The sequence below is a fragment of the Rathayibacter sp. VKM Ac-2760 genome (genome assembly GCF_009834185.1).
Taxonomy (GTDB): domain Bacteria; phylum Actinomycetota; class Actinomycetes; order Actinomycetales; family Microbacteriaceae; genus Rathayibacter.
This window is the reverse complement of sequence record NZ_CP047173.1, coordinates 2,528,494-2,552,596: the sequence shown is the minus strand read 5'-3', so window position 1 is coordinate 2,552,596 and position 24,103 is coordinate 2,528,494. Positions and strand designations below refer to the sequence as shown.

Genomic DNA, 24,103 nt, shown 5'->3' with positions numbered 1-24,103 from the left:
CGGCGCCTCCCGCCCACCGACGTCGGAGGCCGCCGTGCTCGAACTCGCCGTACCGATCCTCGCGCGCGTCGAGGCGGGCGAGCGCGTCGCCGTCGTCACGGTCACGCACGTCCTCGGCTCGGCTCCGCGCGCTCTCGGCTCCTCGATGGCCGTCGACGCCGCGGGCAGCGCGATCGGCTCGATCTCGGGCGGCTGCGTCGAGGGGCAGGCCTACGCGCTCGCGCAGGAGGTGCTCGGCACGGGCGGCTCCGCCTCGGAGCACTTCGGCTTCGACGACGAGGCGGCGTTCGCGGCGGGGCTGTCCTGCGGCGGGCAGCTGCGGGTCCTCGGCCACGCGGTCGACGCGTCCTCGGGCGCGGTGCTCGCCGAGCTGCGCGCGGCACGGGCCGGGCGGCCGGCGGGGCTCGCGCTGATCGTCGGCGGTCCGGACGAGCTCGTCGGCCTGGTGCTGACCGGCGCGACCCGGGCGCAGGACGTGGTGGGGTCGTCGCTGGACGAGGACACGGTCCGCCGCATCCTCGCCGAGCGGGCGGCGCGCCTGGCCTCCGGCCGCTCGGCGACCGTGGAGATCGCCTGCCAGGGCGTCGAGCTCGAGGTGACCTACGTCGTGAGCGCCGAGAAGCCGCGCCTGCTGATCTTCGGCGCCGTCGACTTCTCCGCGGCCCTCTGCGCCGCCGGGGCCCTGCTCGGCTACCGGGTCACCGTCTGCGACGCGCGCCCGGTGTTCGCGACCGCGGAGCGCTTCCCGGGCGCCGACGAGGTCGTGGTCGAGTGGCCGTCCGACTACCTCGCGGCCACCGAGGTCGACGAGCGCACGGTGATCGCCGTGCTCACCCACGACGAGAAGTTCGACGTGCCGCTGCTCGAGACGGCGCTGACGCTGCCGGCCGCCTACATCGGCGCGATGGGCTCCCGGCGCACACACGAGCGGCGGCTGCGGCTGCTGCGCGAGGCCGGAGTGGCGGAGGCGTCGCTCGCCCGGCTGCACTCGCCGATCGGCCTGGACATCGGAGCGTCGACCCCGGAGGAGACGGCGGTGTCGATCCTCGCCGAGGTGCTCGCGGTGCGCGCGGGAGCGACGGGGGCGCCGCTCGCGGGGCGGTCCGGGCCGATCCACGCGTCGCGCTGACGGAGAGGGCGCGCATCCTGCGCTGCGGCTCCTCCTCGCCTGCACGAATCGTGCCGCGTCGTCAGGTCGAGCCGCCGACGCGTCGGATCGTCGAGGGCGCCGGAACGATCGCTGGTGGCCGCTTCCGAGCCATCCACCGATGAAGGAGTTCTCATGTCCATCCCGGCTTCCGACCCTCGCCGCGATAGTTCGCCCGGCCGCGCGGTCGTCGTCTCCCTGGTCCTGTCCGCTGCGCTCGCCGGCGGCGCGGCACCGCTCGCGCACGCCGAGGAGCGGGAATCGAACGCCCTCTCGCAGCAGGCCGTCGCCCTCCGCCCGGCGGCGGAGCTCGTCGTTCCCGGGCTGCACGACGATCTGGACGCGCTCGAGTCGGAGGGGCCGCAGGGCCTGCTCCCCGACTCCCCGAGCGTGCCCGGCGGCGGTGCAACGGCCTCCGCGCAGCCCGCGATCGACGCCTCCGCGAGCCCCGAGCTCGCCGTCACGCTCCTCGGCGGCTACGACCTCGGACGGGGCCGGTCGGTGCTCGAGCCGGGCGAGACGGTCCCCGTCGGCACCCCGATCACGTCCACCTTCGTGATCCGGAACGCCGGTGCCGTCGCGGTCACGGTCGGCAGCGCGGACGGAGGGCCGGCCGTGCTCGAGCCCGGGGACGAGGTGCCGATCGCCGGCCCGTCTCGGCTGGTCACCGAGGAGGACGTCCGCGCGGGCAGCGTGACCCTGACGGGCACGGTCGACGGCTCGACCGCCGCGGAGGTGCACGCGAGCTCGTCGGCGTCTCTCACGCTCGCCACGGCCGGGTAGCGACCCGCGGCGGCGGTGTCCACCACGGGAGCTCGCCCTCGCGTCGTCCGCCGCGATCCGTGCCGTTCGCTCGCGATCGTGCCAGGAGAGCGACAGCCGAGGCGGTGGGCTGTGATCCTGGCGGGACTCCGCCGTCCTCCTCCCTCGACAACGATCAAGGAGTCACCGTGCCCTTCCCCACCGTCCCCTTCCGCAGCGTCCCCTTCCCCAGCGTCCCCTCGTCCCCTTCCCGCGCAGCGCGGCTTCGCCGATCCGCCGTCGGACTCGTGCTGCTCGCGGCGCTCGCGGCCGGCGCCGCCCCCGCGGTGCAGGCGGAGCCGTCCCCGCCGAGCACACCGACGGCGTCCCGGCCGTCGTCCGCCACCCCTCCGCCGGCCACCCCGCCGCGCGCCGTCGTCGAGCACCCCGGACTGCACATCGCGGTCACGGCCCGCTTCACCAGGGCCGCGAGCGGGCTGATCGAACCGGGCTCGCCGATCACGCTCACCTACCATTTCGCGAACACCGGCGACGTCGCCCTGCACGACATCGGGCCGACCCACGAGGAGCTCGAGCCCGCCGAGTCCTCGAGCTTCAGCACCGCGGAGCGCAGGATCACGGCGCACGAGCTCGACGCGGGGGTCGTGACCGTCTCGGGCACCTGGACGGCGCGCACTCCGACGCGGTCGTGGCAGAGCCGTCCCTTCGCGACCTTCTTCTTCACCCGCTGAGGCGCTCAGCAGCTCGGCGGACGAGCCCCGGGCCGAGCCCGGACGAGGGCGGCGCCGGGCAGCGGAAACCACCGTGAAACACCGCGCTGGCATGCTCGGGGGATGCAGCGCCACGTCATCACCGGAGCCCACGTCGCCACCGTCGACGCCGCCGGAGCCGAGCACTCCGGCGGCCACGTCGTCGTCGACGACCGCCGGATCGTCGCGGTCGGCGCGGGTGCCCCGCCCGCCTGGGCCCTGGACGGCCGGGCGCCGACCGGCCTCCCCGCCGCCGAGCCCGTCGTCCTCACCCGCGTCGACGGCCGCGGCCACCTGCTGACCCCCGGGCTCGTCAACACCCACCACCACCTCTACCAGTGGCTCACCCGCGGCTGGGCGCAGGACTCGATCCTCTTCGACTGGCTGGTCGCGCTCTACCCGGCGTGGTCCCGGATCGACGCGGACCTCACCCGATCCGCGGCGCTCGGCGCGATGGGCGTGCTCGCGCGCTCGGGCTGCAGCACCGTCGGCGACCACCACTACGTCTTCCCGCGCGGCTCCGGCGACATCGTCGGCGGCATCGTCGACGCGGCCTCGACGCTGGGCCTGCGCCTGCACGCGACCCGCGGCTCGATGGACCTCGGCGAGTCGCAGGGCGGGCTGCCGCCGGACTTCGCGGTCGAGACCACCGCGGCGGCGCTGCAGGCGAGCGGCGAGGCGGTCGAGCGCTACCACGACGCGTCATTGGACTCGATGGTGCGGGTCGCGATCGCGCCGTGCTCGCCGTTCTCGGTCACGCCGGATCTGCTGCGGGAATCGGCGGTGCTCGCCCGGCAGCTCGGCGTGCGGCTGCACACGCACGGCTCGGAGACGGTGGAGGAGGACGCCTACACCCGCGAGACGTTCGGGTTGTCGCCGACCGACTACCTCGAGTCGCTCGGCTGGCTCGGCGACGACGTCTGGATGGCGCACGGCGTGCACCTCGACGACGATGCGATCGCGAAGTTCGCGGCGACGGGCACCGGGGTCGCGCACTGCCCGTCCTCGAACGCGCGGCTCGCCGCCGGCATCGCCCCGATCCCGCAGCTGCTGGCGGCCGGGGCGCCGGTCGGGCTGGGTGTCGACGGTGCGGCCTCGAACGAGTCCGGGCAGCTCGGCACCGAGATCCGCGCCGCCGTCCTGATGAACAGGCTCCGCGCCGGCGCCGATCGGATGAGCGCTCGCCAGGCGCTCTCGATCGCGACGATCGGCGGCGCCCGTGTGCTCGGCCGCCAGGACGAGATCGGCTCGATCGAGGTCGGCAAGCTCGCCGACCTCGCGCTCTGGCGGATCGACGGGATCGAGCACGCCGGCATCGCCGACCCGGTCGCCGCGCTCGCCCTCGGCGCGCAGCCGCCGCTGTCGCTGCTGCTGGTGAACGGGCGCCCGACGGTGTCCGAGGGACGGCTGGTCACCGCGGACGAGGACGCGATCGCCCGCGAGGTCGCCCGCGCGAGCGCGGAGCTGGCGGCGCGGGTCTGAGCCGGGGCCCCGAGACGCCGCTGCGCGGCTGCTGCACCAGGCGCGCCCTCTGCTGATCGAGTAGCCCGCGAAGCGGGCGTATCGAGATCCACGACGACCGGACGTCCGGGTGACAGCGGGTCTCGATACGCCCCTGCAGGGCTACTCGACCAGCAAAGTAGGCGCCGCATCCGCAGCCTCAGCCCGGGGGCGCCTCCGCGTCGACCGACCGCACGGGCGCCGCGTCCGGGTGCAGCAGCCGCCAGACGCGGTCGCGCGAGACCGGCAGCGCGTGCGGCCGGACGCCGACGGCGTCGCGGACCGCGTTCGCGAGCGCGGGCGCCACCGGGTTGTACGGCGCCTCGCTCATCGACTTCGCGCCGAAGGGCCCCAGCTCGTCCGCGGTGTCGGCGAAGTACACCTCGGTCGGCGGCACGTCCGCCATCTGCGGGATGTGGTAGTTCCGCAGGATCGCCGTCGTCACCGTGCCCTCGCCGTCGAGGATCACCTCCTCGTAGAGCGCCGAGCCGATCGCCTGGGCGACTCCGCCCTCGACCTGCCCGCGGCACTGCGCCGGGTTGATCACGAAGCCCGCGTCCGCGGACTGCACCGACTGCAGGATCCGCACCTCGCCGGTCGGCGCGTGCACCGCGACCCGGAAGCCCTGCACGTTGAACGCGAGCGAGCGCTGCGCGCCGTCCTCGCTGCCCGTCGCCGTCACCGGCCCGCCCGCCGCGAGGACGAGGTCGCCGAAGCCCACCCGCGTGCCGTCCGCCGCGAGCAGCCCCTCGTCGTCCGGCTCGAACTCGCTGCCGTCGTGCCCGGTCAGCCGCTTGGCGAGCGAGCGCAGCTCGGCGAGCAGCCGCAGCGCCGCGCTGTACACCGCCTTGCCCGCCACCACGGTGCCGGCGCTGCCGAACGCTCCGGTGTCGTAGCGGGCCGCCGCGGTGTCCGACTGGCGGATCCGCACCCGGTCCGCCGAGGCGCCGAACGCGCTCGCCACGAGCTGGGTGTGCACGGTCGTCGTCCCGTTGCCGAACTCGGCGGTGCCGACCCCGATGGTGAGCACGCCGTCCGCGTCGACCGAGACGGTCGCCTCGGAGAAGTGCCCGCGCGGCGGGATCGTCGCGATCATCGCGACCGCCATCCCGCGTCCGGTGCTCCAGCCCGGCCCCTCGGGGGCGACGTCCCCGGTGCCGCGGTCCAGCGCCGCCTCGGCGAGGTCGAGGCACTGGTCGAGTCCGTAGGAGGCGAAGCCGATGTCGTCGCCCTCCACGTGCGTGACCACGAGCGGTTCGCCCGGCTTCACCGCGTTGATCCGCCGCAGCTCGAACGGGTCGATCCCCAGCTCGCGGGCCAGCTCGTCCATCGCCGACTCGATGCCGAAGATCACCTGGCCGAGTCCGTAGCCGCGGAAGGCGCCCGAGGGCAGGTTGTTCGTGTAGACGGCCTGCGCGTCGACGCGCTTGTTCGGCGCCGTGTAGAGCGCGACGGACTCCGAGGTGCCGTGGAACATCACCCCCGGCCCGTGATTGCCGTAGGCGCCGGTGTCGGAGAGCACGTCGACGCTCAGCGCGGTGAGCGTGCCGTCGCGGCGCGCGCCGAGCCGGACGTCGACCCGCATCGGGTGCCGGCAGGGCGCCATCGTGAACTCGTCGGAGCGGGTGAACTCGTACTGCACCGGCCGGCCGGTCGCGAGCACGGCCAGCGCGACGACGTCCTCGGTGAGGATCTCCTGCTTGCCGCCGAAGCCGCCGCCGACCCGCGCGGTGAACACCCGCACGCTCGCGGGGTCGCGGTCGAAGATCCGCGCGATCTCGTCGCGGACGAGGAACGGCACCTGGGTGGAGGTGCGCAGCACCAGCTCGTCGCCCTCGAGCCAGCCGATCGTGCCGTGGGTCTCCAGCGCGGTGTGCGCCACGCGCGAGGTGGTCCAGCGGCCGTCGACCACGACATCGGCCTCGGCGAGGCCGGCCTCGACGTCGCCGTACTCGCCGTGCAGCTCGGCGACCACGTTCGAGCCGGGGTCGGCGATGCGGGAGGCGATCGGGTCCTTGTCGCCGTGCAGGAGCGGGGCGCCGGGAGCGCGCGCCTCCTCCGGATCGAAGACGGCCGGCAGCTGCTCGTACTCGACCTCGATCGCCCGGCAGGCCGCCTCGGCCACTCCCACCGACTCGGCGACGACGACAGCGACCCGCTGGCCGCGGAAGCGCACGACGGTGTCGAGCATCCGCGTGTCGTCGGGGTCGTCGAGCCGCGACTCGTGCCGCGCCGTCGAGTAGAGGATGTCGGGGACGTCCGCGGCAGTCAGCACGGCGACGACGCCGGGCATCGAGGCGGCGACGGCGGTGTCCATCGAGAGGATGCGGGCGTGCGCGTGCGGGCTCTGCAGCACCTTCAGGTGCAGCAGCCCGGGCACGGCGACGTCGAGCGTGTACGGCTCCCGGCCGGAGACGACGCGGCGGCCGGCGGGGGCGCCGAGCGAGCGGCCCACCCGTGATTCGTCGGCGGAGGCGCGCCCGGTGCGGCGCACGGGGGTCAGCCCGGTGGGCGGATCGCAGACGTGCTCGGTGACGGCCGCGCGGATCGGCCGGTAGCCGGTGCAGCGGCAGAGGTTGCCCTTCATCAGCCGCGGCAGGTCCTCCTCGCGCGCCCCCTCGAGGGCGCTCGCGGTGACGACCATGCCCGCTGTGCAGAAGCCGCACTGGAACGCGGCGTGATCGACGAACGACTGCTGCACCGCGCCGGGCTCCTCCGGCGTGCCGAGGCCGGCGGCCGTGGTCACCTCGCGCCCCTCGACGCGGTGCGCCGGGTAGAGGCAGGAGTGGAAGGGCGTGCCGTCGACGAGGACCGAGCAGGCGCCGCAGTCGCCCGCGTCGCAGCCCTTCTTGACCTCGAAGTGCTCGTGGTCGCGCAGCAGCGTCCGCAGCACCTGACCGGGGCGCGGCGCGGCGTCGACCGGCTCGCCGTTGACCGTGAACCTCATGCGGTGCCTCCCTGGTCGACGCCGGGGCCTCGGCCGAGCTCGACGCGGATCTCCTCCGCCAGCACGCCGACCACGGCGCGGCGCCAATCCGCCGCCCCGTGCGGGTCGGTGAACCAGGTGCCGATCCGGCCGACCGCGGCGGCGAGCTCGTCGGCAGCGGGGAGCGCGTCCCAGCGCAGCAGCTCGGGCCGGATCGTCGCGGCCGTCACGGCCAGCACGAAAGCGCCGTCCTCGTCGAGGCGGCCGATCACGACGGCGCCGGAGCGGCCGAGCGGCGACAGCGCGATCTTGCGGTACGCGGTGCGCGCGTCGAGCGCTCGGCGGGGGAACTCGATCGAGCGGATCACGTCGCCGTGGCCCAGCGTCGTCGTCATGTTGCCCGTCACCAGCTCGGCGATCGGCACGAGCGCGTCGGAGCCGTCGGCCCGCCAGACCAGCGCCTCGGCGTCGAGCGCCGCGGCGAGGCTGATCATCGGGCCGGCCGGGAGCGCGTTGGCGATGTTGCCGCCGACCGTCGCGACGTTCCAGATCTTGAACGAGCCGAGCAGCGCCGTGCAGCACTGGAAGAAGAGCGGATGCGCGGGCCGGCCGCTGTCGGGCAGCGCCGACAGCTCGGTGAAGGTGCAGGTGGCGGCGATCGAGAGGCCCGCCGGCGTCTCGCGGAACGGCTCCCAGCCGAAGCCCTGCAGGTCGAGCAGCTCGTCGAGGTGGTCGTGCGGGAGCGAGAACACCCAGGAGCCGCCGCCGATCACCGCGGTCCGCGGCCCCATGCCGGACAGCTCGGAGCGCTCGCGGACGACGCGGACGCGCTGGATGGTGTTCAGATCCATGCCGTGCCCTCCGCTCCGCTCGCCGTCGGCGCGCTCCTCCCAGTGAACCCCACCCGTATGACGCTCGTGTTTCGCGTTCCGGTGGCCGCGCTCAGCCGAGCGACGCGACCCACTCCGAGCTGCCGTCGACGAAGGACTGCTCCTTCCAGATCGGCACGGTCGCCTTGATGTCGTCGACCAGGGCCGCGCAGGCCTCGAAGGCCGCGGCGCGGTGGGCGGAGGCGACGGCGCAGGCGAGCGCGAGGTCGCCGACGACGAGATCGCCGACCCGGTGCACGGCCGCGACCCGCACCTCGGGGAAGTGCTCGGCGATGCGTCGGGCGGAGGCGCTCAGCGCGGCGGGCGCCTCCGGGTGCGCCTCGTAGGCGAGTCGCAGCACCCCGCGGCCCTCGTCGTGGTCGCGGACGACCCCGGCGAAGGTGACGACCGCGCCGTGGGTCGGCGACTCGACGGCGTGCTCGCACTCGTCGACGGTGATCGCCTCGCGGGAGAGCCGGGCCAGGGCGACGGGATCAGCGGGCATGATCGCCCCCGCCGAGCTGGTCGAGCACGTGCCCGACGATCGGGTCGAGCACCTCGATGCCGTCTCGGACGCCGCCGGGCGAGCCGGGCAGATTGACGACCACGCTCCGCCCGCTGACGCCCGCCAGCCCGCGGCTGAGCACGGCGGTGGGCACGTGCGCGGCGCCGCGGGCGCGGATCGCCTCGGCCAGGCCGGGCAGCTCGCGCTCGAGCAGCGGTGCGGTCTGCTCCGGAGTGACGTCGGTCGGCGCCACGCCCGTCCCGCCGGTGCTGATCACGACGTCGCTGCCCGCCGAGAGGGCGTCCGAGATCGCCTCGCCCACCGCATCGCCGTCGGCGACGACGACCACGCGGCCGCTCCAGCCCCGGCTCTCGAACCAGGCCAGCAGCGCCGGTCCGGTGCGGTCCTCGTAGACGCCGGACGCGGCGCGGGTGGAGGCGACCACCGCGACCGCGGACCGGCTCACGACCGGCTCCACGAGCCGCTCCTGCCGCCCTCTTTCGCGAGGACGCGGATGCCGGTGATGACCGCGCCGCGGTCGACGGCCTTGATCATGTCGTAGACGGTGAGCGCGGCGACGCTGACGGCGGTGAGCGCCTCCATCTCGACGCCGGTGCGGCCGCTGGTGCGCACGCGCGCCTCGATCCGCACCCGGTCGTCGAGCGGCTCGAGGTCGATGTCGACGCCGTCGAGCACGAGCGGGTGGCAGAGCGGGATCAGCGCGGAGGTGGCCTTCGCGCCCATGATGCCGGCGATGCGTGCGACGCCGAGCGCCTCGCCCTTGGGCAGCTCGCCCTGCGCGAGCAGGCGGACGACCTCGGCGCTCGTCTCGACGAACCCCTCCGCCACGGCGACGCGCGAGGTGACCTGCTTGCCGCCGACGTCCACCATGTGCACGGCGCCGTCGCCGCGGACGTGGGTCAGCTCGGTCCCTTCGGCGGTGGCGCTCTCGGACTCAGTCATCGATCCTCCAGATCTCGACCGTGTCTCCGGTCGCGGCGCGCTCGGTCCCGATCGGGACGTGGATGAGCACGTTCGATCGAGCGTAGGACGCGAGCAGGTGCGAGCTCGGGCCGCCGACGGCGTGCACGAGCCCTTCGTCGTCGAGCATCCCGCGCCGCAGCTGGTGCAGGTGGCCGGGCGAGTCCAGCGGCGTCGCCAGCCGGGCTCGAAGCCGCGGCCGCTCCGCCGGGACGCGCCCGGCCAGCGAGCGCAGCACCGGGCGCAGGAACAGCTCGAACGAGACGAGGGCGCTCACCGGGTTGCCCGGCAGCGAGACGATCGGCAGGTGCAGGTCGTCGCGGATCCGCACGAGCCCGAGCCCCTGCGGGCCGCCGGGCTGCACGGCGACGTGCCCGAACTCGGAGCCGGCCGGCCCGAGCGCGTCGCGGACGACCTCGTAGGCGCCGGCGCTGACGCCGCCGACGGTGATCGCGAGGTCGGCCTCGGCGGCGTGCGCGTCGAGCAGCGCGAGCAGATCCTCCGCGCGGTCGCTGCCGCACGGCGCCACGATCGCCAGGCCGCCCGCCTCGCGGACCGCCTCGGCCAGCAGCGCGCCGTTGGCGTCGTAGATCTGTGCGTCCTCGAGCTCGGAGCCCGGCGCGCGGATCTCGTGCCCGGTCGGCACGACGAGCACGCGGAGCCGGGGGAGCACCTCCACCTCGGTCAGCCCGAGCGAGGCGAGCAGCCCGTAGTGCGCGGCGCGGAGGACCGTGCCGGCCGGCAGCGCCGGCTCGCCCTGCCGCGCGTCGCTGCCCCGGGAGCGGACGAAGGCCGCGGCGACCACCGGGCGGGAGAACGCGACCCGGGCGCCGTCGCCGCCGGGTGCCGGGAAGCGCGGCGGGTCGACCGTCTCGATCGCGACCACGGCGTCCGCCCCGGCGGGCAGCGGCGAACCGGTCATGATCGGCACCGCGGTGCCCTGCTCGTGCCGCGGCGCGCGGTCCCCGGCCGGGATCGGCGCGGCGACCGGCAGCGAGACCGGCGCATCGGCCGTCGCGCCGGCGAGATCGGCCGAGCGCACCGCGAAGCCGTCCATCTGCGAGTTGTCGAAGCGCGGCAGATCCAGCGGAGCATCGACCGAGCGGGCGAGCACCCTCCGGTCGTAGGCGCCCGGGTCGGCGGCGACGGCGGCGGGATCGAGCGTCAGCGTCTCGCGGGCGCCGCGGGTGGCCAGCGGCGAGAGCAGAGCGCGCACACGGGCCGCATGCAGATCGATCGAGGTCATCGGGTCCTCTCCGGCGTTCCTGACCGGCGGCAGGGACGTGCTCCATCTTGCCGGGTCCCGCCGACATCCGGCGCGTAGTCTGTCCGGATGAGCACAGCACTCGGGATCCCCGGCATCCGGCCCCGCCCGCGCGGTGCGGTCCTCCCCGCCGAGCGGCCCGAGACCCCGCTCCTGCTCGACACCCACGGCCGCGTCGCCGACGACCTGCGCATCTCGCTCACCGACCGCTGCAACCTCCGCTGCACCTACTGCATGCCGGCCGAGGGCCTGCCGTTCCAGCCGCCCGCATCCCTGCTGAACCGCGAGGAGATCGTCCGCCTCGCCCGCATCGCCGTCGAGCAGTTCGGCGTCCGGCAGATCCGCTTCACCGGCGGCGAGCCGCTGCTGCGCAAGGACCTCGTCGACATCATCCGGGACGTCGCCGCCATCGAGCCGCGCCCCGAGATCTCGCTGACCACCAACGCCATCGGCCTGTCCGGCCGTGCGCAGGCGCTCGCCGACGCGGGGCTCGACCGGGTGAACGTCTCGCTCGACTCGATCTGCGCCGAGACCTTCGCCAAGGTCACCCGCCGCCCCTTCCTCGACAGGGTCCTCGCCGGGATCGACGCGCTCGGCCCCGCGGGTCTGAAGCAGACCAAGATCAACGCGGTCCTCCTGCCCGGGATCAACGACCACGAGGCGCCCGAGCTGCTCGCCTGGGCGCTCGCCGGCGGTCACCAGCTCCGCTTCATCGAGCAGATGGCGCTCGACGCCGACCACGGCTGGGACCGCTCCACCATGATCACGGCGGCGATGATCCGCGACCTGCTCTCGGAGCGCTTCGTCCTCACGCCGAACGCCGCTCCCCGCGACGGCGCGCCCGCCGAGCTCTTCGACGTCCGCGCGATCGGCTCAGACGAGCTGCTCGGCACCGTCGGCATCATCGCCTCCGTCACCGAGGCGTTCTGCGGCGACTGCCGCCGCACCCGGCTCACCGCCGAGGGCGGCGTCCGCAGCTGCCTCTTCTCCAACGAGGAGACCGACCTGCTCGGCGCGATGCGCTCCGGCGCCGACGACCACCACGTCGCCCAGCTCTGGCGCGGCGCGATGTGGGCGAAGCCGGCCGGCCACGAGATGAACCGGGCCGGCTTCGTGCAGCCCGAGCGCACCATGAGCGCGATCGGCGGCTGAGCGTGCGCGTCCGCTACTTCGCCGCGGCGAAGGCCGCCCTCGGGCGAGCCTCGGACGAGCTCGACGGCGTGGCCGACCTGGCGGCGCTGGAAGCTGCGCTGGTCGCCTCCGTGCCGTCGGCCGCCGACGTCCTCTCCCGTTGCAGCTACCTGGTCGACGGCGTCTCGACGACCGACCGCGCCACTCCGCTGCCCGCCGGCGCGTCGGTGGACGTCCTGCCGCCCTTCGCCGGCGGCTGACCTCTGCCCCTCTCGCCGTTGTGCAGGCTCCTGTCTGTTGTGCAGGAGATGTCGGCTCCGGCGGGCCGGGCCACGCGGCGAGACGGCATAGGGAACGCGGAAGACCTGCGAATCGAACCTCCGACCGGCGATCGGATCAGCGCCAGCCCACCATCCCGCCGAGCAGCGAGTCGGACGCGATCCCCGCCGCCGCCGCGCGGTCGGCCGCGATCCGCGAGCGCACGCCCGACGCGCAGTGCAGCACCAGCGGCCCCGCGGGCAGCAGCGCCGGGTCGAACCGCGACATCGGCAGCCGCACGGCTCCGGGGATCGCGACGGAGCGGTCCTCGTCGTCCTCCCGCAGATCGATGACGGTCGGCGGAGTCGGCCCCGCGAGCCGGGCCCGCAGCTCGTCCGCGGTCACCGCTCCGGCCGCGGCGCGCAGCACGGCCACCGGCGGCACCGCCCGCGCCAGCGGCAGCTCGCTCCAGGAGCCGTCCAGCGCGTCGTGCACCACGACCCGCCCGAACAGCGGCTCGCCGACCCCCGTCACGAGCTTCACCACCTCGCTCGCCATCGCCGACCCGATCGCCGCGCAGAGCGAGCCGAGCACGCCGACGCTCGCGCAGCTGTCCGCCGCGTCCTCGGCCCCGGGATGCAGGGCCCGCAGCGTGACCCCCCCGCCGGGCGCCGAGGCCCAGAACGTCGAGAGCTGCCCGTCGAAGCCGAGCGCCGAGCCCCAGACGTGCGGCACGCCCGCCCGGGTCGTCGCATCGGAGGCGAGATAGCGCGAGCCGAAGGTGTCGAAGCCGTCGACCACGACGTCCCAGCCGGCGACGAGCGCATCCGCGTTCGCGGCCGTGAACGCGACGGAGAAGGCCCGCGCGTCGATCCCGGGGGAGAGCCGCCGGGCGGTCGCCGCCGCGGACTCCGCCTTCGACGCGCCGATCGAGGAGTCGTCGTGCGCGGTCTGCCGAGCGAGGTTCGACGCCTCGACGACGTCGCCGTCGACGATCCCCAGGTGCCCGACGCCGGCCGCGGCGAGCGCCGTGATCACGGGCGAGCCGATTCCCCCGGCGCCCAGCACGAGCACCCGCGCGTTCCGCAGCCGCCGCTGACCCGTCTCGCCGAGCGGCGAGAGCCGGATCTGGCGGGCGAAGCGCTCGCGTTCGGCGTCGTCCAGTGGCGGCCCGGGCTCGACGAGCGGGTTCACGCCCGGTCCCCGTCCAGCCGCCACTGGCCCTCCACCGCGATGGCCGTGAAGCCGACCGCCTCGTTGACGGCGAGCATCGGCCGGTTCTCCTCCGCGTTCCAGGTGTAGACGGCGCGGCAGTCCGGGTCGGCCGCCGCGAGGTGCTCGAGCGCGTCGAGCTTCAGGAGCATGCCGAGGCGGTGGCCGCGGTGCTCCGGCAGGACGAGCGTCGCGCCCCAGAGCGCGGCCCGCCCGGGCAGCACGTCGACGGTGCAGTAGCCGGCCGGCCGGCCGTCGTGGAGGGCCACGGAGGTGAGCTCTACCCGCCCGCCGGCCGAGGCCGCGAGGTCGTGCGCCTCCAGTCGCTCCGGTGTCCAGGTCTCCTCGGGCACCGAGAGCCCCGCGGTCGGGGCCTGCGCGGACAGGCTCGCGCGCAGGACGAGCATCCCCTCGATCAGCTCGTCGGGAGTCGCGCCGCTCCAGTGCCGCAGCTCGTAGCCGTCCGCGTGCGCGAGCGCACCGCGCCGTCGCGACGCCGCGAGGGTGGCGTCCAGCGGCAGCCGCGCCACGCTCACCCGCTCCACCTGCTCGAGCACCCAGCCGCGCGCGGAGAGCCAGCGTGCGCCGATGTCGCCGGAGGGGACGGAGCCCGTTCCCGAGCGCGCGGCGAGTCGCTCTCCGGAGCGCTCCGCGCGGTGCGCCGTCCACGTCTGCAGCACGCTCCGCCCGAGCCCGTGCGCCTCCGCCGTGAGCCGCTCGAGCAGCGCGGTGCCGACGCCGCGCCGGCGCTCGGCCGGCAGGACCGAGAGCGCCAGCCAGGCCGCGTCGTCGCCCTCCTCGGTGCTCCAGTGCAGCTCGCCGCTGCCCACGGCGCGGACCCCGTCGGCGTCGACGACCTCCGCGAGGAAGGCGCGCCGCGGATCGAACTCCTGCTGTCGCCACTCGCCCAGGTTGATCTCGGCGGGGAAGCCGAGCTCGGCCGTGCCGGTGCCCTCCGCCTCGACGGCGTTGCCGATCGCGGTGAGGGCGACGAAGTCGGCCCAGCCGTCCGCGCCCGGGCGCTCGGGGATCCGCAGCTCGCGGATCCGGAGCACGGGGTCGGGGTGGTCGCTCACCTCCCCAGTGTGCACGTCGCAGGGCTCCGCCGCGCGGTTCCGCGGCACCCCGCCCCCGATCCAGTACCGTGGGGAGCGTTTTCGACGGGAGCGAGGCCGGCGGGTGTACCTGAAGAGCCTGACCCTCAAGGGGTTCAAGTCCTTCGCTCAGCCGACCACGTTCGCCTTCGAGCCCGGCGTCACCTGCGTGGTCGGGCCCAACGGCTCCGGCAAGAGCAACGTCGTCGATGCGCTCGCCTGGGTGATGGGGGAGCAGGGCGCGAAGACCCTCCGCGGCGGCAAGATGGAGGACGTCATCTTCGCCGGCACCTCCACCCGCGGGCCGCTCGGCCGCGCCGAGGTCGCCCTCACCATCGACAACACCGACGGTGCGCTGCCGATCGAGTACACCGAGGTGACGATCAAGCGGACCCTCTTCCGCAACGGCGGCAGCGAGTACGCGATCAACGGCCGCGCCTGCCGCCTGCTCGACGTGCAGGAGCTGCTCAGCGACTCCGGCCTCGGCCGCGAGATGCACGTGATCGTCGGCCAGGGCCAGCTCGACGCCGTCCTGCACGCGACCCCGGAGGAGCGGCGCGGCTTCATCGAGGAGGCGGCCGGCATCCTCAAGCACCGTCGCCGCAAGGAGAAGACCCTCCGCAAGCTCGACGCGATGCAGGCGAACCTCACCCGCCTCTCCGACCTCGCCGGCGAGATCCGCCGGCAGCTCAAGCCGCTCGGCCGCCAGGCCGAGGTCGCCCGGCAGGCTCAGACCATCGCCGCCGTCGTCCGCGACGCCCGAGCCCGCCTGCTCGCCGACGACGTGGTCACCCTCCGCACCGCGCTCGACGGCTTCGCGCGCACCGAGAGCGAGCGGCACAGCGAGCGAATCGTGCTGCAGGAGCGGCTGGAGCAGAGCACGCTGCGCACCGCGCGCATCGAGTCCGAGATGGTCGGCGACGCCGTCGACGACGCCCGGCGGACCACCTTCGAGCTGGAGTCGGTGCAGGAGCGGCTGCGCAACCTGTCGGCGCTCGCCGGGCAGCGCCTCGCCCTGCTCGAGGCGGAGTCGGAGCAGCCCGCCGTGCAGCCGCGGGTCACCGCGCCGATGGTCGAGGAGGCCCGCGCCGAGCTGGAGCGGCTGCGCGTCGCCGTGCTCGACTCCGAGACCGCGTGGACCGACGCGCAGCGCGGCACCGTGCGCGCCCGGGGCGCCCTCGACGCGGTCGACGAGGAGATCTCGGCGCAGTCGGCACTCGTCTCGCGGCACGACCTGGAGCTGTCCCAGCTCACCGGGCAGGCCGACGCCGCCTCGTCCCGCCTCGCCGCCGTCCGCGGCGAGGTGCTCCGCGCGCAGAACACCCTCGACTCCGCCGTCCAGCGCCGCGAGGCCGCCCAGCGGCAGCTCGACGCGCTGGAGGACGAGATCGGCGAGGCCGGCGGCGGCACCGACGGCACGCTCGACGAGGGCTACGAGCTGGCGCAGTCCGCCGTGTTCGAGGCCGAGGGTGAGATCGAGCGGCTCCGTGAGGAGCTGCACGCGCTGGAGCGCGAGCGCGACGGACTCGCCGCCCGCCGCAGCGCGCTCTCGCTCGCCCTCGACGTCTCCGACGGCTCGGCCGAGCTGATCGCCACCCGCCTCGACGGCGTCCGCGGCCGCGTCGCCGAGCGGATCCAGGTCCGCGACGGCTACGAGGCCGCGATCGCCGCGGCCCTGGGCGCCGCCGCCGACTCCGTGCTCGCCGACAGTCAGCCGCACGCCGAGGCCGCGCTCGACGAGGCGATCCGCCGCGAGCTCGGCCGGGTCGAGCTGCTCGTGGCCGATGCCACCCGCCCCCCGCTCGACCTCGCGGTCCCGGAGGGGGCGATCCGCGCTCGCGAGCTGGTCACCGCTCCGGACGGCGTGCTCGCCCTCCTGGAGCAGGTCGTCGTCGTCGACGACCTCGCGACCGCCCGCCGACTCTGGCCCGCTCTGGCCGGCGGCGAGCACCCGGTCACCGTGGTCACCCGCGACGGCGCCGCCGTCTCCGACGCCGTCCTCAGCGGGGGAGCCGGCGGCCAGCGCAGCCGCCTCGAGCTGGTCTCCGAGCGCGACGCCGCCGCGAGCCGGCTGGAGGAGATCGAGGGCCGGATCGACCGCCTCCGCTTCGACCTCGCCGAGCAGACCGGCGCCCTGCGCGCCGCGAAGGAGCAGTCCAGGCTCGCCCTCGCCGCCCTCCGCGAGCACGACGCCGCCCGCGCCGCGCACACCGAGCGCCTCGGCCGCGTCCGCGCGCAGCTCGAGGGCGCCACCGCCGAGCTCGGCCGCGGCGAGAAGGCCCTGACCATCGCGACCGAGCGCGTCGGTGACGCCGAGACCGCCGCGTCGAGGGCGAAGAGCGAGCTCGACGTCGCCCGGTCGCGTCCGCGGCCGATCCTCGACGTCAGCGCTCGCGACGGCCTCCAGCGCGAGGTCGACGCGGCGCGCGAGCGCGAGATCGAGGCCCGGCTCGGCGTCGAGACCGCGAAGGAGCGCGTCCGGGCCGAGCAGTCCCGCGGCGAGTCCCTCGAGCGCCAGCTCGCCGCCGACCGCGCCGCCGCCGACGAGGCCGCCCGTCGCGCCGTGATCCGCCGGCGCCAGCACGACGCCGCGGCCGACGTGACCGGCGCGATCCCCGCGGTGCTCGCCTCCGTCGACCGCTCCGTGCAGCAGTCGCGGGCCGAGCTGCTCCGCGCCGAGACCGCCCGCTCGCAGCAGAACGAGGAGCTGCAGGCCCTGCGGCGCGAGGAGGCGGTGCTCCGCGACCGCCTGCAGAGCGTCACCGAGAGCGTGCACGGCCTCGAGCTGCAGATCTACGAGAAGCGCCTGCAGCTCTCCGGCCTGCTCGAGCGCGCCGGCTCCGAGCTGGGGCTGATCGAGGACGTGCTGGTCGCCGAGTACGGCCCCGAGGTCGCCGTGCCCGACGAGACCGATGCCGAGGCGCCCGCGCGCCCCTTCGTCCGCGACGAGCAGCGCCGCCGCCTGGACAAGGCCGAGAAGCAGCTCGGCCAGCTCGGCCGGGTCAACCCGCTCGCGCTCGAGGAGTTCGCGGCTCTCGAGCAGCGCCACGTCTTCCTCACCGAGCAGCTGACCGATCTCACGAACACGCGGCGCGATCTGCTGACCATCATCGACGAGCTCGACGAGACCATGCAGACGGTCTTCGCCGCGGCCTTCGACGACACCCAGGCCGCCTTCGCCGACGTCTTCCCGGTCCTCTTCCCGGGCGGCGCGGGCAGCATCCGCCTGACCGATCCGGAGAACCTGCTCACCACCGGCATCGAGGTCGCCGTGCGCCCGGCCGGCAAGAAGATCGAGCGGCTCTCGCTGCTCTCGGGCGGGGAGCGCTCCCTGGCCGCCGTCGCCTTCATGGTCGCGATCTTCAAGTCGCGGCCGAGCCCGTTCTACATCATGGACGAGGTGGAGGCGGCGCTCGACGACGCCAACCTCGGCCGCCTCCTCAGCATCTTCCAGGACCTCCGCTCCTCGAGTCAGCTGATCGTGATCACCCACCAGAAGCGCACGATGGAGATCGCCGACGCCCTCTACGGCGTCTCGATGCGCCAGGACGGCGTCTCGGCCGTGGTCGGCCAGCGCGTGGAGGCCCCGGCGGTCTGACGAGCGATCGGGGGTCTCCGGGCCGCTACTCTGGGCCGCATGCGCGCAACCGTCCGGGATGTCGCCACTCGTGCCGGGGTGAGCCCGAAGACCGTCTCGAACGTCATCAACGGCGTCGTGTTCGTGCGGCCCGACACCCGGGAGCGCGTCGAGGCCGCCATCGCCGAGCTCCACTACGTGCCCAACCTCAGCGCGCGCGGTCTGCGCAACGGCCGCTCCGGTGCGATCGCCCTCGCGTTCCCCGACCTGACCACCGAGTACTCCGCCGCGATGCTCGACACCTTCGTGGAGGCCGCCCATGAGCGCGGGTGGTCGATCCAGATGGAGCAGACCGGCAGGCGACCCGACCGCGAAGGGGAACTGCTCTCGCGTGCGCGCGAGCACCTCATCGACGGCCTCGTCCTCAACCCGGTCAGCCTGAAGCTGAGCGCCATCGTCGGTACCGCCGAGCTGCCGCCGATCGTCGTGATCGGTGAGGTGGAGCAGGATCTCGTCGACCGGGTCGCCGTCGACAGCGTCGCCGCCGCCCGGGAGATGACCGAGCACCTCCTCGCGCGCGGCCATCGGCGGATCGCGGTCGTCGGAACGGACGGCCCCGACTCCGATCGGGCGTCGGCGCGAGCGCGGACGCAGGGCTACCGCGAGGCCCTGGCTGCCGCGGGCGTGCCTCACGACCCGGCCCTCGAGATCATGGCGGAGGACTGGCTTCCGAGCGTGGCCGGGGAAGGGCTCGCCCGCGCGCTCGACGCGGGGATCGAGGTGGATGCCGTCTTCTGCTTCACCGACTCCATGGCGGTGGGTGTGCTGAGCATCCTGTTCGCTCGGCGCATCCGGGTGCCGGAGCAGATCGCCGTCGCCGGCTTCGACGACGTGCGCGGCGGCCGATTCGCTTCCCCTCCGCTGACCACGGTGTCCTTCGACAAGCGCGCCTTCGCGGAGACCACGCTGTCGATGCTCGCGGAGCGGATCGCCGACCGGTCCCTCCCACCGCGCCAGATCTTCATCCCGCACGAGATCATCGCGCGGGCGTCCACCGCGACGGACTGAGCCGACACGGACTGAGCCGACACGGACGGATTCCGCGAGGCGACTCGCCCGAAGTCCTTGACTCCCCGTTACAACGATGTAACGCTTCTGATCAAGCGCTACGACCGACTCGCTCGCGGGCCGTCGAACACCGTTCTGTCACGGGCGCTGCCACACGACGAGGAGGTCGACATGGTGTCACCATTCACCCGACGGGCGTTTCTGGGCGGTTCTCTCGCCGCGGCGAGCACTCTCGCTCTCGCCGGCTGTGCGAGCAGTCCGATCGGAGCCGGGCTCTTCGGCAGCCCGCTCAACCCCGAGCAGCTCATCTTCTGGAGCCTCTTCGGCGGCGGCGACGGCACCCGGATGCAGGAGATGCAGGCGGGCTACGCGGACGCGAACGGCGGCCCCGGCTCGCTCCAGGCCACCGTCTTCGCCTGGGGCAACCCGTACTACTCCAAACTGACGCTCGCCACCGTGGGCAACAAGCCGCCGGACGTCGCGGTCGCGCACCTCACGCGGGCGAAGCCGCTGTACGACGGCGGGATCCTCGACCCGATCACGGAGGAGGACCTCGCCTCGGTCGGCATGTCCTCCGCCGACTTCAACCCGGCCTCCTGGGACGCTCAGAAGACGGACGGCACGAACATCGCGATCCCGCTCGACACCCACCCGCTCGTGATGTTCTTCAACTCCGACATCTGCGGCCAGGCGGGGCTCCTCGATTCGGACGGGAAGCTGAAGGACCTCACCGGCCTCGAGACGTTCGAATCCGCGCTCGACGCGATCGCCAAGGTCACCGGCGGCACGGCGATCACCTTCGGGAACGTCAACGAGACCGCGACTCCCTGGCGGGTGTTCTGGACGCTCTACAACCAGATCGACGGCGTGACGCCGTTCCTCTCCGACAACGGAGCGACGATCTCGGTCGACCAGGACGCCTTCCTCCGGGTGACCACGACGATCCAGGACTGGGTGAACAAGGGCTGGCTGAACACGGGCCTCGACTACGCCGGTGCGCAGACGGCGATGTTCACGGGACAGTCCGGCATCTTCCTCCAGGGGGAGTGGGAGATCACCACGGCGCAGTCGATCGAGGGCCTCGCCTTCGGGATGGTGCCGGTTCCGCAGCTGTTCGACAGGCCGGCCGTGCAGGCCGACTCGCACACCTTCGTCCTGCCCCGCAAGGACCGCACCCCGGAGCAGCGCCTGCAGGCGATGGGATTCATCAAGTCGATGCTCGACCAGGGCCAGACCTGGGCGATGGGCGGCCATGTGCCCGCGTACCTCCCGACCCTCGAGAGCGCCGAGTACAAGGCGCTCGAACCGCAGGCCGACTACTCGTCCGCGGCCGACTACGCCGTCTACGACGACCCGGCCTGGTACGGCGGATCAGGATCGACCTTCGAGGTCACCGTGGGCGCGCAGCTCGCCCTCGTCCAGCAGCTGTCGCTGTCGCCCGAGGGAGCCTTGAAGGCCATCGAGGACCAGCTCGCGATCTACACGAACACCCCCAGCCCCCTCTGACCCGCTCTCGACCGCCGACCCCTGGAGGTACAACGACGTGACCGCCGCACCTGCCCTCATCCGCCCCGCCCCGACATCGACGTCGAATCGCGGCACCACGGGATCCCGCCGCACTCGCGGCGAGAGCCGGGGAGCCTGGCTCTTCATCGCTCCCTTCGGACTCTTCTATCTGGCCTTCCTCCTCGGGCCGGCCGTCTGGATGGTCGTCTCCAGCTTCTTCAACACCTCGACGGTGCGAGCGGGTCTGGGCTCGTTCGCCGGCTTCGCGAACTATGCCGAGATGCTCTCGCGCGCCGACTTCTGGAGCGCGATGTGGCACACGCTCCAGTTCACGCTGTACACGGTGCCCCCGCTCGTGATCATCGCCTTCGTCTTCGCGATCCTCACCAACCGGGTCCGGCACGGGCAGTGGTTCTTCCGCCTCGCGTTCTTCCTGCCGTACATCCTCCCGTCGGCGACCATCTCGCTGATCTGGCTGTTCATCTTCACGCCGGGCTCTGGCCTGTGGGCGACTGCGCAGGGCTGGTTCGGCATCACCGGCGCGACCGGCGTGCTGGCGGACCCGAGCACCGCGATGATCGGGATCGCGATCGCCACCGTCTGGTGGACCCTCGGCTTCAACTTCGTCCTCTACCTCGCCGGACTCCAGGAGATCCCGCGTGAGCTGTACGAAGCCGCGGCCATCGACGGGGCGACGCCCTGGCAGCAGATCCGCTTCATCACGCTGCCGCTGCTGAACCGCACGACGACGCTCGTGATCCTGCTGCAGATCATCGCGTCCCTGAAGATCTTCGATCAGGTCTACCTGATGACGTCCGGCGGCCCCGGCATCTCGACCCAGGTCGCGCTCTCACTCGTCACGAACGTCGGCTTCACCGACAACCGCCTGGGCGCGGCCTCCGCCGCATCGGTCCTCCTCCTCATCGTCATCGTCGCCATCGCGCTGATCCGTCAGTACATCGACCGCGCCGCCACCCGAAAGGCGGCCTGATCATGGCCATCACCGACGCTCCTCGTGCCACGAAGTCGCCGATCTCCGGCGCCGCTCCGATCGCCAGGCCGACCGCGGCCCGCGTGGGCGCGGGCAACAGGACCTTCAGCATCGTCTCGGCCGTCGTGCTCGTCGTCTTCGCGATCATCTGGCTCATCCCCAGCGTGTTCGCGCTCAAGACGTCACTGACCGCCAACGGGGTGGCTGCGCTCGGTGCCCCGGCGATCATGAAGGACCTCAACCCCACCCTGTACTCGTACGCCACGCTCTTCCGAGCCGGCGACATCTGGAACTGGTACCTCGCTTCGGGCATCACCTCGGTGGTCACGGCCGTGCTGACCGTCCTCTTCGCCTCGATGGCGGCCTTCGCACTGTCACGACTGAAGTTCCCCGGCTCCAACGTCGTGCTGCTGCTCATCCTGTTCGGGATCATGATCCCCGGCCAGGTGCTGATCATCCCGATCTTCCAGGAGCTCGGCGCGCTCAACCTGCTCAACACCTACTGGTCGGTGATCTTCCCCCAGGTTCCCGCCGCGATCGCGGTGTTCATCTTCAAGCAGTTCTTCGACGGCATCCCGAAGGAACTCGAGGAGGCCGCCCGCATCGACGGTGCCGGCCTGTGGAAGATCTACTGGTCGGTCATCATGCCGCTCTCGCGCCCCGTGATCGCGGCCGTCGTGATCCTCACGTTCGTCGGGGTGTGGAACAACCTCCTGCTGCCGCTGTTCGTGCTCTCGAACCCGAATCTGATGACCATCCCGGTCGGCCTCGCCACCGTGCAGGGGTCGTTCGGCCAGCGCTTCGCCGACATCCAGGCCGGTGCTCTGCTGGCGGCACTCCCGCTGATCATCATGTACCTGGCGTTCCAGCGTCAGATCGTCGAAGGCGTCACCGGTTCGGGCCTCAAGGGCTGACCGCCACCCTCGCCCCCGGGCGGGGACCCACTCTTCCTTCACCTACGTCAGGAGCTCCATGCCCACGGCACACATCGTCATCGACCGCGACTTCACGATCGGACCGGTGCCGCGTCGCCTGTTCGGCTCGTTCGTCGAGCACATGGGACGCTGCGTCTACACCGGCATCTACGAGCCCGGCCACGAGCAGGCCGACGAGCGCGGCTTCCGCCGGGACGTCCTCGCACTCGTCAAGGAGCTGGGCCCCACCGTCGTCCGCTATCCGGGCGGCAACTTCGTCTCCGGGTACAACTGGGAGGACGGTGTCGGCCCCGTGTCCGAGCGTCCCCGCCGCCTCGACGGTGCCTGGCACACGGTGGAGAGCAACGCCTTCGGGCTGCACGAGTTCGTGGACTGGTCGAAAGAGGCCGGCGTCGAGATCATGGAGGCCATCAACCTCGGCACCCGCGGCGTCGACGCGGCTCGCGAGCTCGTCGAGTACGCGAACCACCCCGGCGGCACCGCCCTGTCGGATCGCCGCATCGCCAACGGCGCCGCGGATCCGTTCGACATCAAGCTCTGGTGCCTCGGCAACGAGCTCGACGGCCCGTGGCAGATCGGCCATAAGACGGCCGACGAGTACGGTCGGCTCGCTCAGGAGGCCGGCAAGGCGATGCGCTTCGTCGACCCGTCCATCGAGCTCGTGGCCGTCGGATCCTCCAACTCGGGGATGGCGACCTTCGGCTCGTGGGAGCACACCGTCCTCTCCCACGCGTACGACGAGGTCGACTACATGTCGATGCACGCCTACTACCAGGAGCACGACGGCGACGCGGCGTCGTTCCTCGCCTCCTCCGTCGACATGGACTACTTCATCGAGTCGGTCGTCGCGACCTGCGATGCCGTGCGGGCCAAGCGCAAGGCGAAGAAGTACATCGACCTCTCGTTCGACGAGTGGAACGTCTGGTACCAGTCGGGCCTCGACACCGACGACCAGCCGAGCGCTGTCTCGCAGTCGTGGCGCGAGCACCCCCGCCTCATCGAGGACACGTACAGCGTGACCGACGCCGTCGTCGTCGGAACCCTGCTCAATTCGCTGCTGCGTCACGGCGACCGCGTCTCGATCGCCAACCAGGCGCAGCTCGTCAATGTGATCGCGCCGATCCGCTCGGAGGAGAACGGGCCGGCCTGGAAGCAGACGATCTTCTGGCCGTTCGCCCGGATGGCGGCACTCGCGCAGGGGCAGATCCTGCGCACGGCGGTGACCTCCGACAAGGTCGACGCAGGAACCTTCGGCGACGCCAACCAGGTGGACGTCTCCGCGACCTACGACGCCGACCGCGGCGTCGTCGCGTTCTTCCTCGCCAACCGCGGACTCGACGACGCATCGGCCGTCTCGATCTCGCTGCGCGGCTTCACGGGCGGCAGAGTGCTGCGCGCTGAACTGCTGGAGGTGCCGTCCGGTGGCACGCGCCACACGGCGAACACGCTCGACGCGCAGGACGCCGTCGGGCTCGTGCCGCTCGCGGGAGTGGTGGTCGACGGCTCCGTCGTGACACTGGCGCTGCCCGCGCTGTCGTGGGCGGTCGTGGAAGTGTCGGTGAGCGCGGCGTAGGGGAGGGGCCCGAGCCGTGGACGCGCGCGAACCCGCCCCGCGCCGCAGCTCGCCC

At 73.3% G+C, this 24,103-nt stretch carries 20 protein-coding genes; 12 read left to right on the top strand and 8 right to left on the bottom strand.

Annotation, left to right across the window (positions count from 1 at the left end):
* Positions 1-34 precede the first annotated feature (34 nt).
* The 4 genes from GSU72_RS11560 to GSU72_RS11545 all read left to right on the top strand — a co-directional run bounded on the left by GSU72_RS11560 (position 35) and on the right by GSU72_RS11545 (position 4,140).
* Positions 35-1,129, top strand: coding sequence for an XdhC/CoxI family protein (locus GSU72_RS11560; protein WP_208545052.1), 1,095 nt, complete (start codon positions 35-37; stop codon positions 1,127-1,129).
* A 153-nt stretch (positions 1,130-1,282) separates the two neighbouring features.
* Complete coding sequence (locus GSU72_RS11555) at positions 1,283-1,930, top strand: hypothetical protein (RefSeq protein WP_159985140.1); 648 nt, start codon at positions 1,283-1,285, stop codon at positions 1,928-1,930.
* A gap of 167 nt (positions 1,931-2,097) precedes the next feature.
* Positions 2,098-2,640, top strand: a complete 543-nt coding sequence (locus tag GSU72_RS11550; RefSeq protein ID WP_159985139.1) for a hypothetical protein — start codon at positions 2,098-2,100, stop codon at positions 2,638-2,640.
* A 102-nt stretch (positions 2,641-2,742) separates the two neighbouring features.
* Positions 2,743-4,140, top strand: coding sequence for an 8-oxoguanine deaminase (locus GSU72_RS11545; protein ID WP_159985138.1), 1,398 nt, complete (start codon positions 2,743-2,745; stop codon positions 4,138-4,140).
* A 178-nt stretch (positions 4,141-4,318) separates the two neighbouring features.
* Here GSU72_RS11545 and GSU72_RS11540 read toward each other — a convergent pair whose 3' ends face one another.
* From GSU72_RS11540 to glp, 6 genes are all read right to left on the bottom strand, one after another.
* Positions 4,319-7,105, bottom strand: coding sequence for a molybdopterin-dependent oxidoreductase (locus GSU72_RS11540; RefSeq protein ID WP_159985137.1), 2,787 nt, complete (start codon positions 7,103-7,105; stop codon positions 4,319-4,321).
* Positions 7,102-7,935: an FAD binding domain-containing protein gene (locus tag GSU72_RS11535; protein ID WP_159985136.1), complete on the bottom strand. Its 834-nt coding sequence runs from the start codon at positions 7,933-7,935 to the stop codon at positions 7,102-7,104. The genes GSU72_RS11540 and GSU72_RS11535 overlap by 4 nt, the downstream gene beginning before the upstream one ends.
* A gap of 91 nt (positions 7,936-8,026) precedes the next feature.
* Positions 8,027-8,458, bottom strand: coding sequence for a molybdenum cofactor biosynthesis protein MoaE (locus GSU72_RS21205; RefSeq protein WP_167306106.1), 432 nt, complete (start codon positions 8,456-8,458; stop codon positions 8,027-8,029).
* Positions 8,448-8,924, bottom strand: coding sequence for a molybdenum cofactor synthesis domain-containing protein (locus tag GSU72_RS21200; RefSeq protein ID WP_167306105.1), 477 nt, complete (start codon positions 8,922-8,924; stop codon positions 8,448-8,450). The genes GSU72_RS21205 and GSU72_RS21200 overlap by 11 nt, the downstream gene beginning before the upstream one ends.
* Positions 8,921-9,421 (bottom strand): cyclic pyranopterin monophosphate synthase MoaC, encoded by a 501-nt coding sequence (moaC, locus tag GSU72_RS11525; RefSeq protein WP_159985135.1) that lies wholly within the window; start codon positions 9,419-9,421, stop codon positions 8,921-8,923. Before moaC ends, GSU72_RS21200 begins: the two co-directional genes overlap by 4 nt.
* Entirely contained in the window at positions 9,414-10,685 is a 1,272-nt protein-coding gene (glp, locus tag GSU72_RS11520) for a gephyrin-like molybdotransferase Glp (protein ID WP_159985134.1), read from the bottom strand. The genes moaC and glp overlap by 8 nt, the downstream gene beginning before the upstream one ends.
* Before the next feature lie 87 nt (positions 10,686-10,772).
* On the opposite strand from glp, the gene moaA reads away from it, so the two are divergent.
* Complete coding sequence (gene moaA, locus GSU72_RS11515; protein WP_159985133.1) at positions 10,773-11,855, top strand: GTP 3',8-cyclase MoaA; 1,083 nt, start codon at positions 10,773-10,775, stop codon at positions 11,853-11,855.
* Positions 11,856-11,857: 2 nt separating this feature from the next.
* On the top strand, positions 11,858-12,094 hold the full coding sequence (locus GSU72_RS11510; protein ID WP_279631655.1) for a MoaD/ThiS family protein: 237 nt from the start codon (positions 11,858-11,860) through the stop codon (positions 12,092-12,094).
* A gap of 136 nt (positions 12,095-12,230) precedes the next feature.
* Here GSU72_RS11510 and GSU72_RS11505 read toward each other — a convergent pair whose 3' ends face one another.
* Positions 12,231-13,286 (bottom strand): ThiF family adenylyltransferase, encoded by a 1,056-nt coding sequence (locus GSU72_RS11505; protein WP_159985132.1) that lies wholly within the window; start codon positions 13,284-13,286, stop codon positions 12,231-12,233.
* Positions 13,283-14,380 carry a GNAT family N-acetyltransferase gene (locus GSU72_RS11500; protein WP_159985131.1) on the bottom strand — a complete coding sequence of 366 codons (1,098 nt, stop codon included), beginning with the start codon at positions 14,378-14,380 and terminating at the stop codon, positions 13,283-13,285. The genes GSU72_RS11505 and GSU72_RS11500 overlap by 4 nt, the downstream gene beginning before the upstream one ends.
* A 103-nt stretch (positions 14,381-14,483) precedes the next feature.
* On the opposite strand from GSU72_RS11500, the gene smc reads away from it, so the two are divergent.
* The 6 genes from smc to GSU72_RS11470 all read left to right on the top strand — a co-directional run bounded on the left by smc (position 14,484) and on the right by GSU72_RS11470 (position 24,048).
* On the top strand, positions 14,484-17,996 hold the full coding sequence (gene smc / locus GSU72_RS11495; RefSeq protein ID WP_159985130.1) for a chromosome segregation protein SMC: 3,513 nt from the start codon (positions 14,484-14,486) through the stop codon (positions 17,994-17,996).
* A gap of 39 nt (positions 17,997-18,035) precedes the next feature.
* A complete protein-coding gene (locus GSU72_RS11490; protein ID WP_159985129.1) occupies positions 18,036-19,043 on the top strand; it encodes a LacI family DNA-binding transcriptional regulator in 1,008 nt (335 codons plus the stop codon).
* A gap of 171 nt (positions 19,044-19,214) precedes the next feature.
* Positions 19,215-20,549 carry an extracellular solute-binding protein gene (locus GSU72_RS11485; RefSeq protein WP_159985128.1) on the top strand — a complete coding sequence of 445 codons (1,335 nt, stop codon included), beginning with the start codon at positions 19,215-19,217 and terminating at the stop codon, positions 20,547-20,549.
* Positions 20,550-20,586: 37 nt separating this feature from the next.
* Positions 20,587-21,540: a sugar ABC transporter permease gene (locus GSU72_RS11480; RefSeq protein WP_208545051.1), complete on the top strand. Its 954-nt coding sequence runs from the start codon at positions 20,587-20,589 to the stop codon at positions 21,538-21,540.
* Positions 21,541-21,542: 2 nt separating this feature from the next.
* Entirely contained in the window at positions 21,543-22,454 is a 912-nt protein-coding gene (locus tag GSU72_RS11475; protein WP_159985127.1) for a carbohydrate ABC transporter permease, read from the top strand.
* 58 nt (positions 22,455-22,512) lie between these two features.
* A complete protein-coding gene (locus GSU72_RS11470; RefSeq protein ID WP_159985126.1) occupies positions 22,513-24,048 on the top strand; it encodes an alpha-N-arabinofuranosidase in 1,536 nt (511 codons plus the stop codon).
* Positions 24,049-24,103 lie beyond the last annotated feature (55 nt).

What these genes read in the sequence shown, in the direction of transcription:
- GSU72_RS11555 (WP_159985140.1), top strand. Translation starts at nt 1,283, where the DNA reads ATGTCCATCCCGGCTTCCGACCCTCGCCGCGATAGTTCGCCCGGCCGC.
- GSU72_RS11545 (WP_159985138.1), top strand. Translation starts at nt 2,743, where the DNA reads ATGCAGCGCCACGTCATCACCGGAGCCCACGTCGCCACCGTCGACGCC.
- GSU72_RS11540 (WP_159985137.1), bottom strand. Translation starts at nt 7,105, where the DNA reads ATGAGGTTCACGGTCAACGGCGAGCCGGTCGACGCCGCGCCGCGCCCC.
- GSU72_RS11535 (WP_159985136.1), bottom strand. Translation starts at nt 7,935, where the DNA reads ATGGATCTGAACACCATCCAGCGCGTCCGCGTCGTCCGCGAGCGCTCC.
- GSU72_RS21205 (WP_167306106.1), bottom strand. Translation starts at nt 8,458, where the DNA reads ATGCCCGCTGATCCCGTCGCCCTGGCCCGGCTCTCCCGCGAGGCGATC.
- moaC (WP_159985135.1), bottom strand. Translation starts at nt 9,421, where the DNA reads ATGACTGAGTCCGAGAGCGCCACCGCCGAAGGGACCGAGCTGACCCAC.
- glp (WP_159985134.1), bottom strand. Translation starts at nt 10,685, where the DNA reads ATGACCTCGATCGATCTGCATGCGGCCCGTGTGCGCGCTCTGCTCTCG.
- moaA (WP_159985133.1), top strand. Translation starts at nt 10,773, where the DNA reads ATGAGCACAGCACTCGGGATCCCCGGCATCCGGCCCCGCCCGCGCGGT.
- GSU72_RS11490 (WP_159985129.1), top strand. Translation starts at nt 18,036, where the DNA reads ATGCGCGCAACCGTCCGGGATGTCGCCACTCGTGCCGGGGTGAGCCCG.
- GSU72_RS11485 (WP_159985128.1), top strand. Translation starts at nt 19,215, where the DNA reads ATGGTGTCACCATTCACCCGACGGGCGTTTCTGGGCGGTTCTCTCGCC.
- GSU72_RS11475 (WP_159985127.1), top strand. Translation starts at nt 21,543, where the DNA reads ATGGCCATCACCGACGCTCCTCGTGCCACGAAGTCGCCGATCTCCGGC.
- GSU72_RS11470 (WP_159985126.1), top strand. Translation starts at nt 22,513, where the DNA reads ATGCCCACGGCACACATCGTCATCGACCGCGACTTCACGATCGGACCG.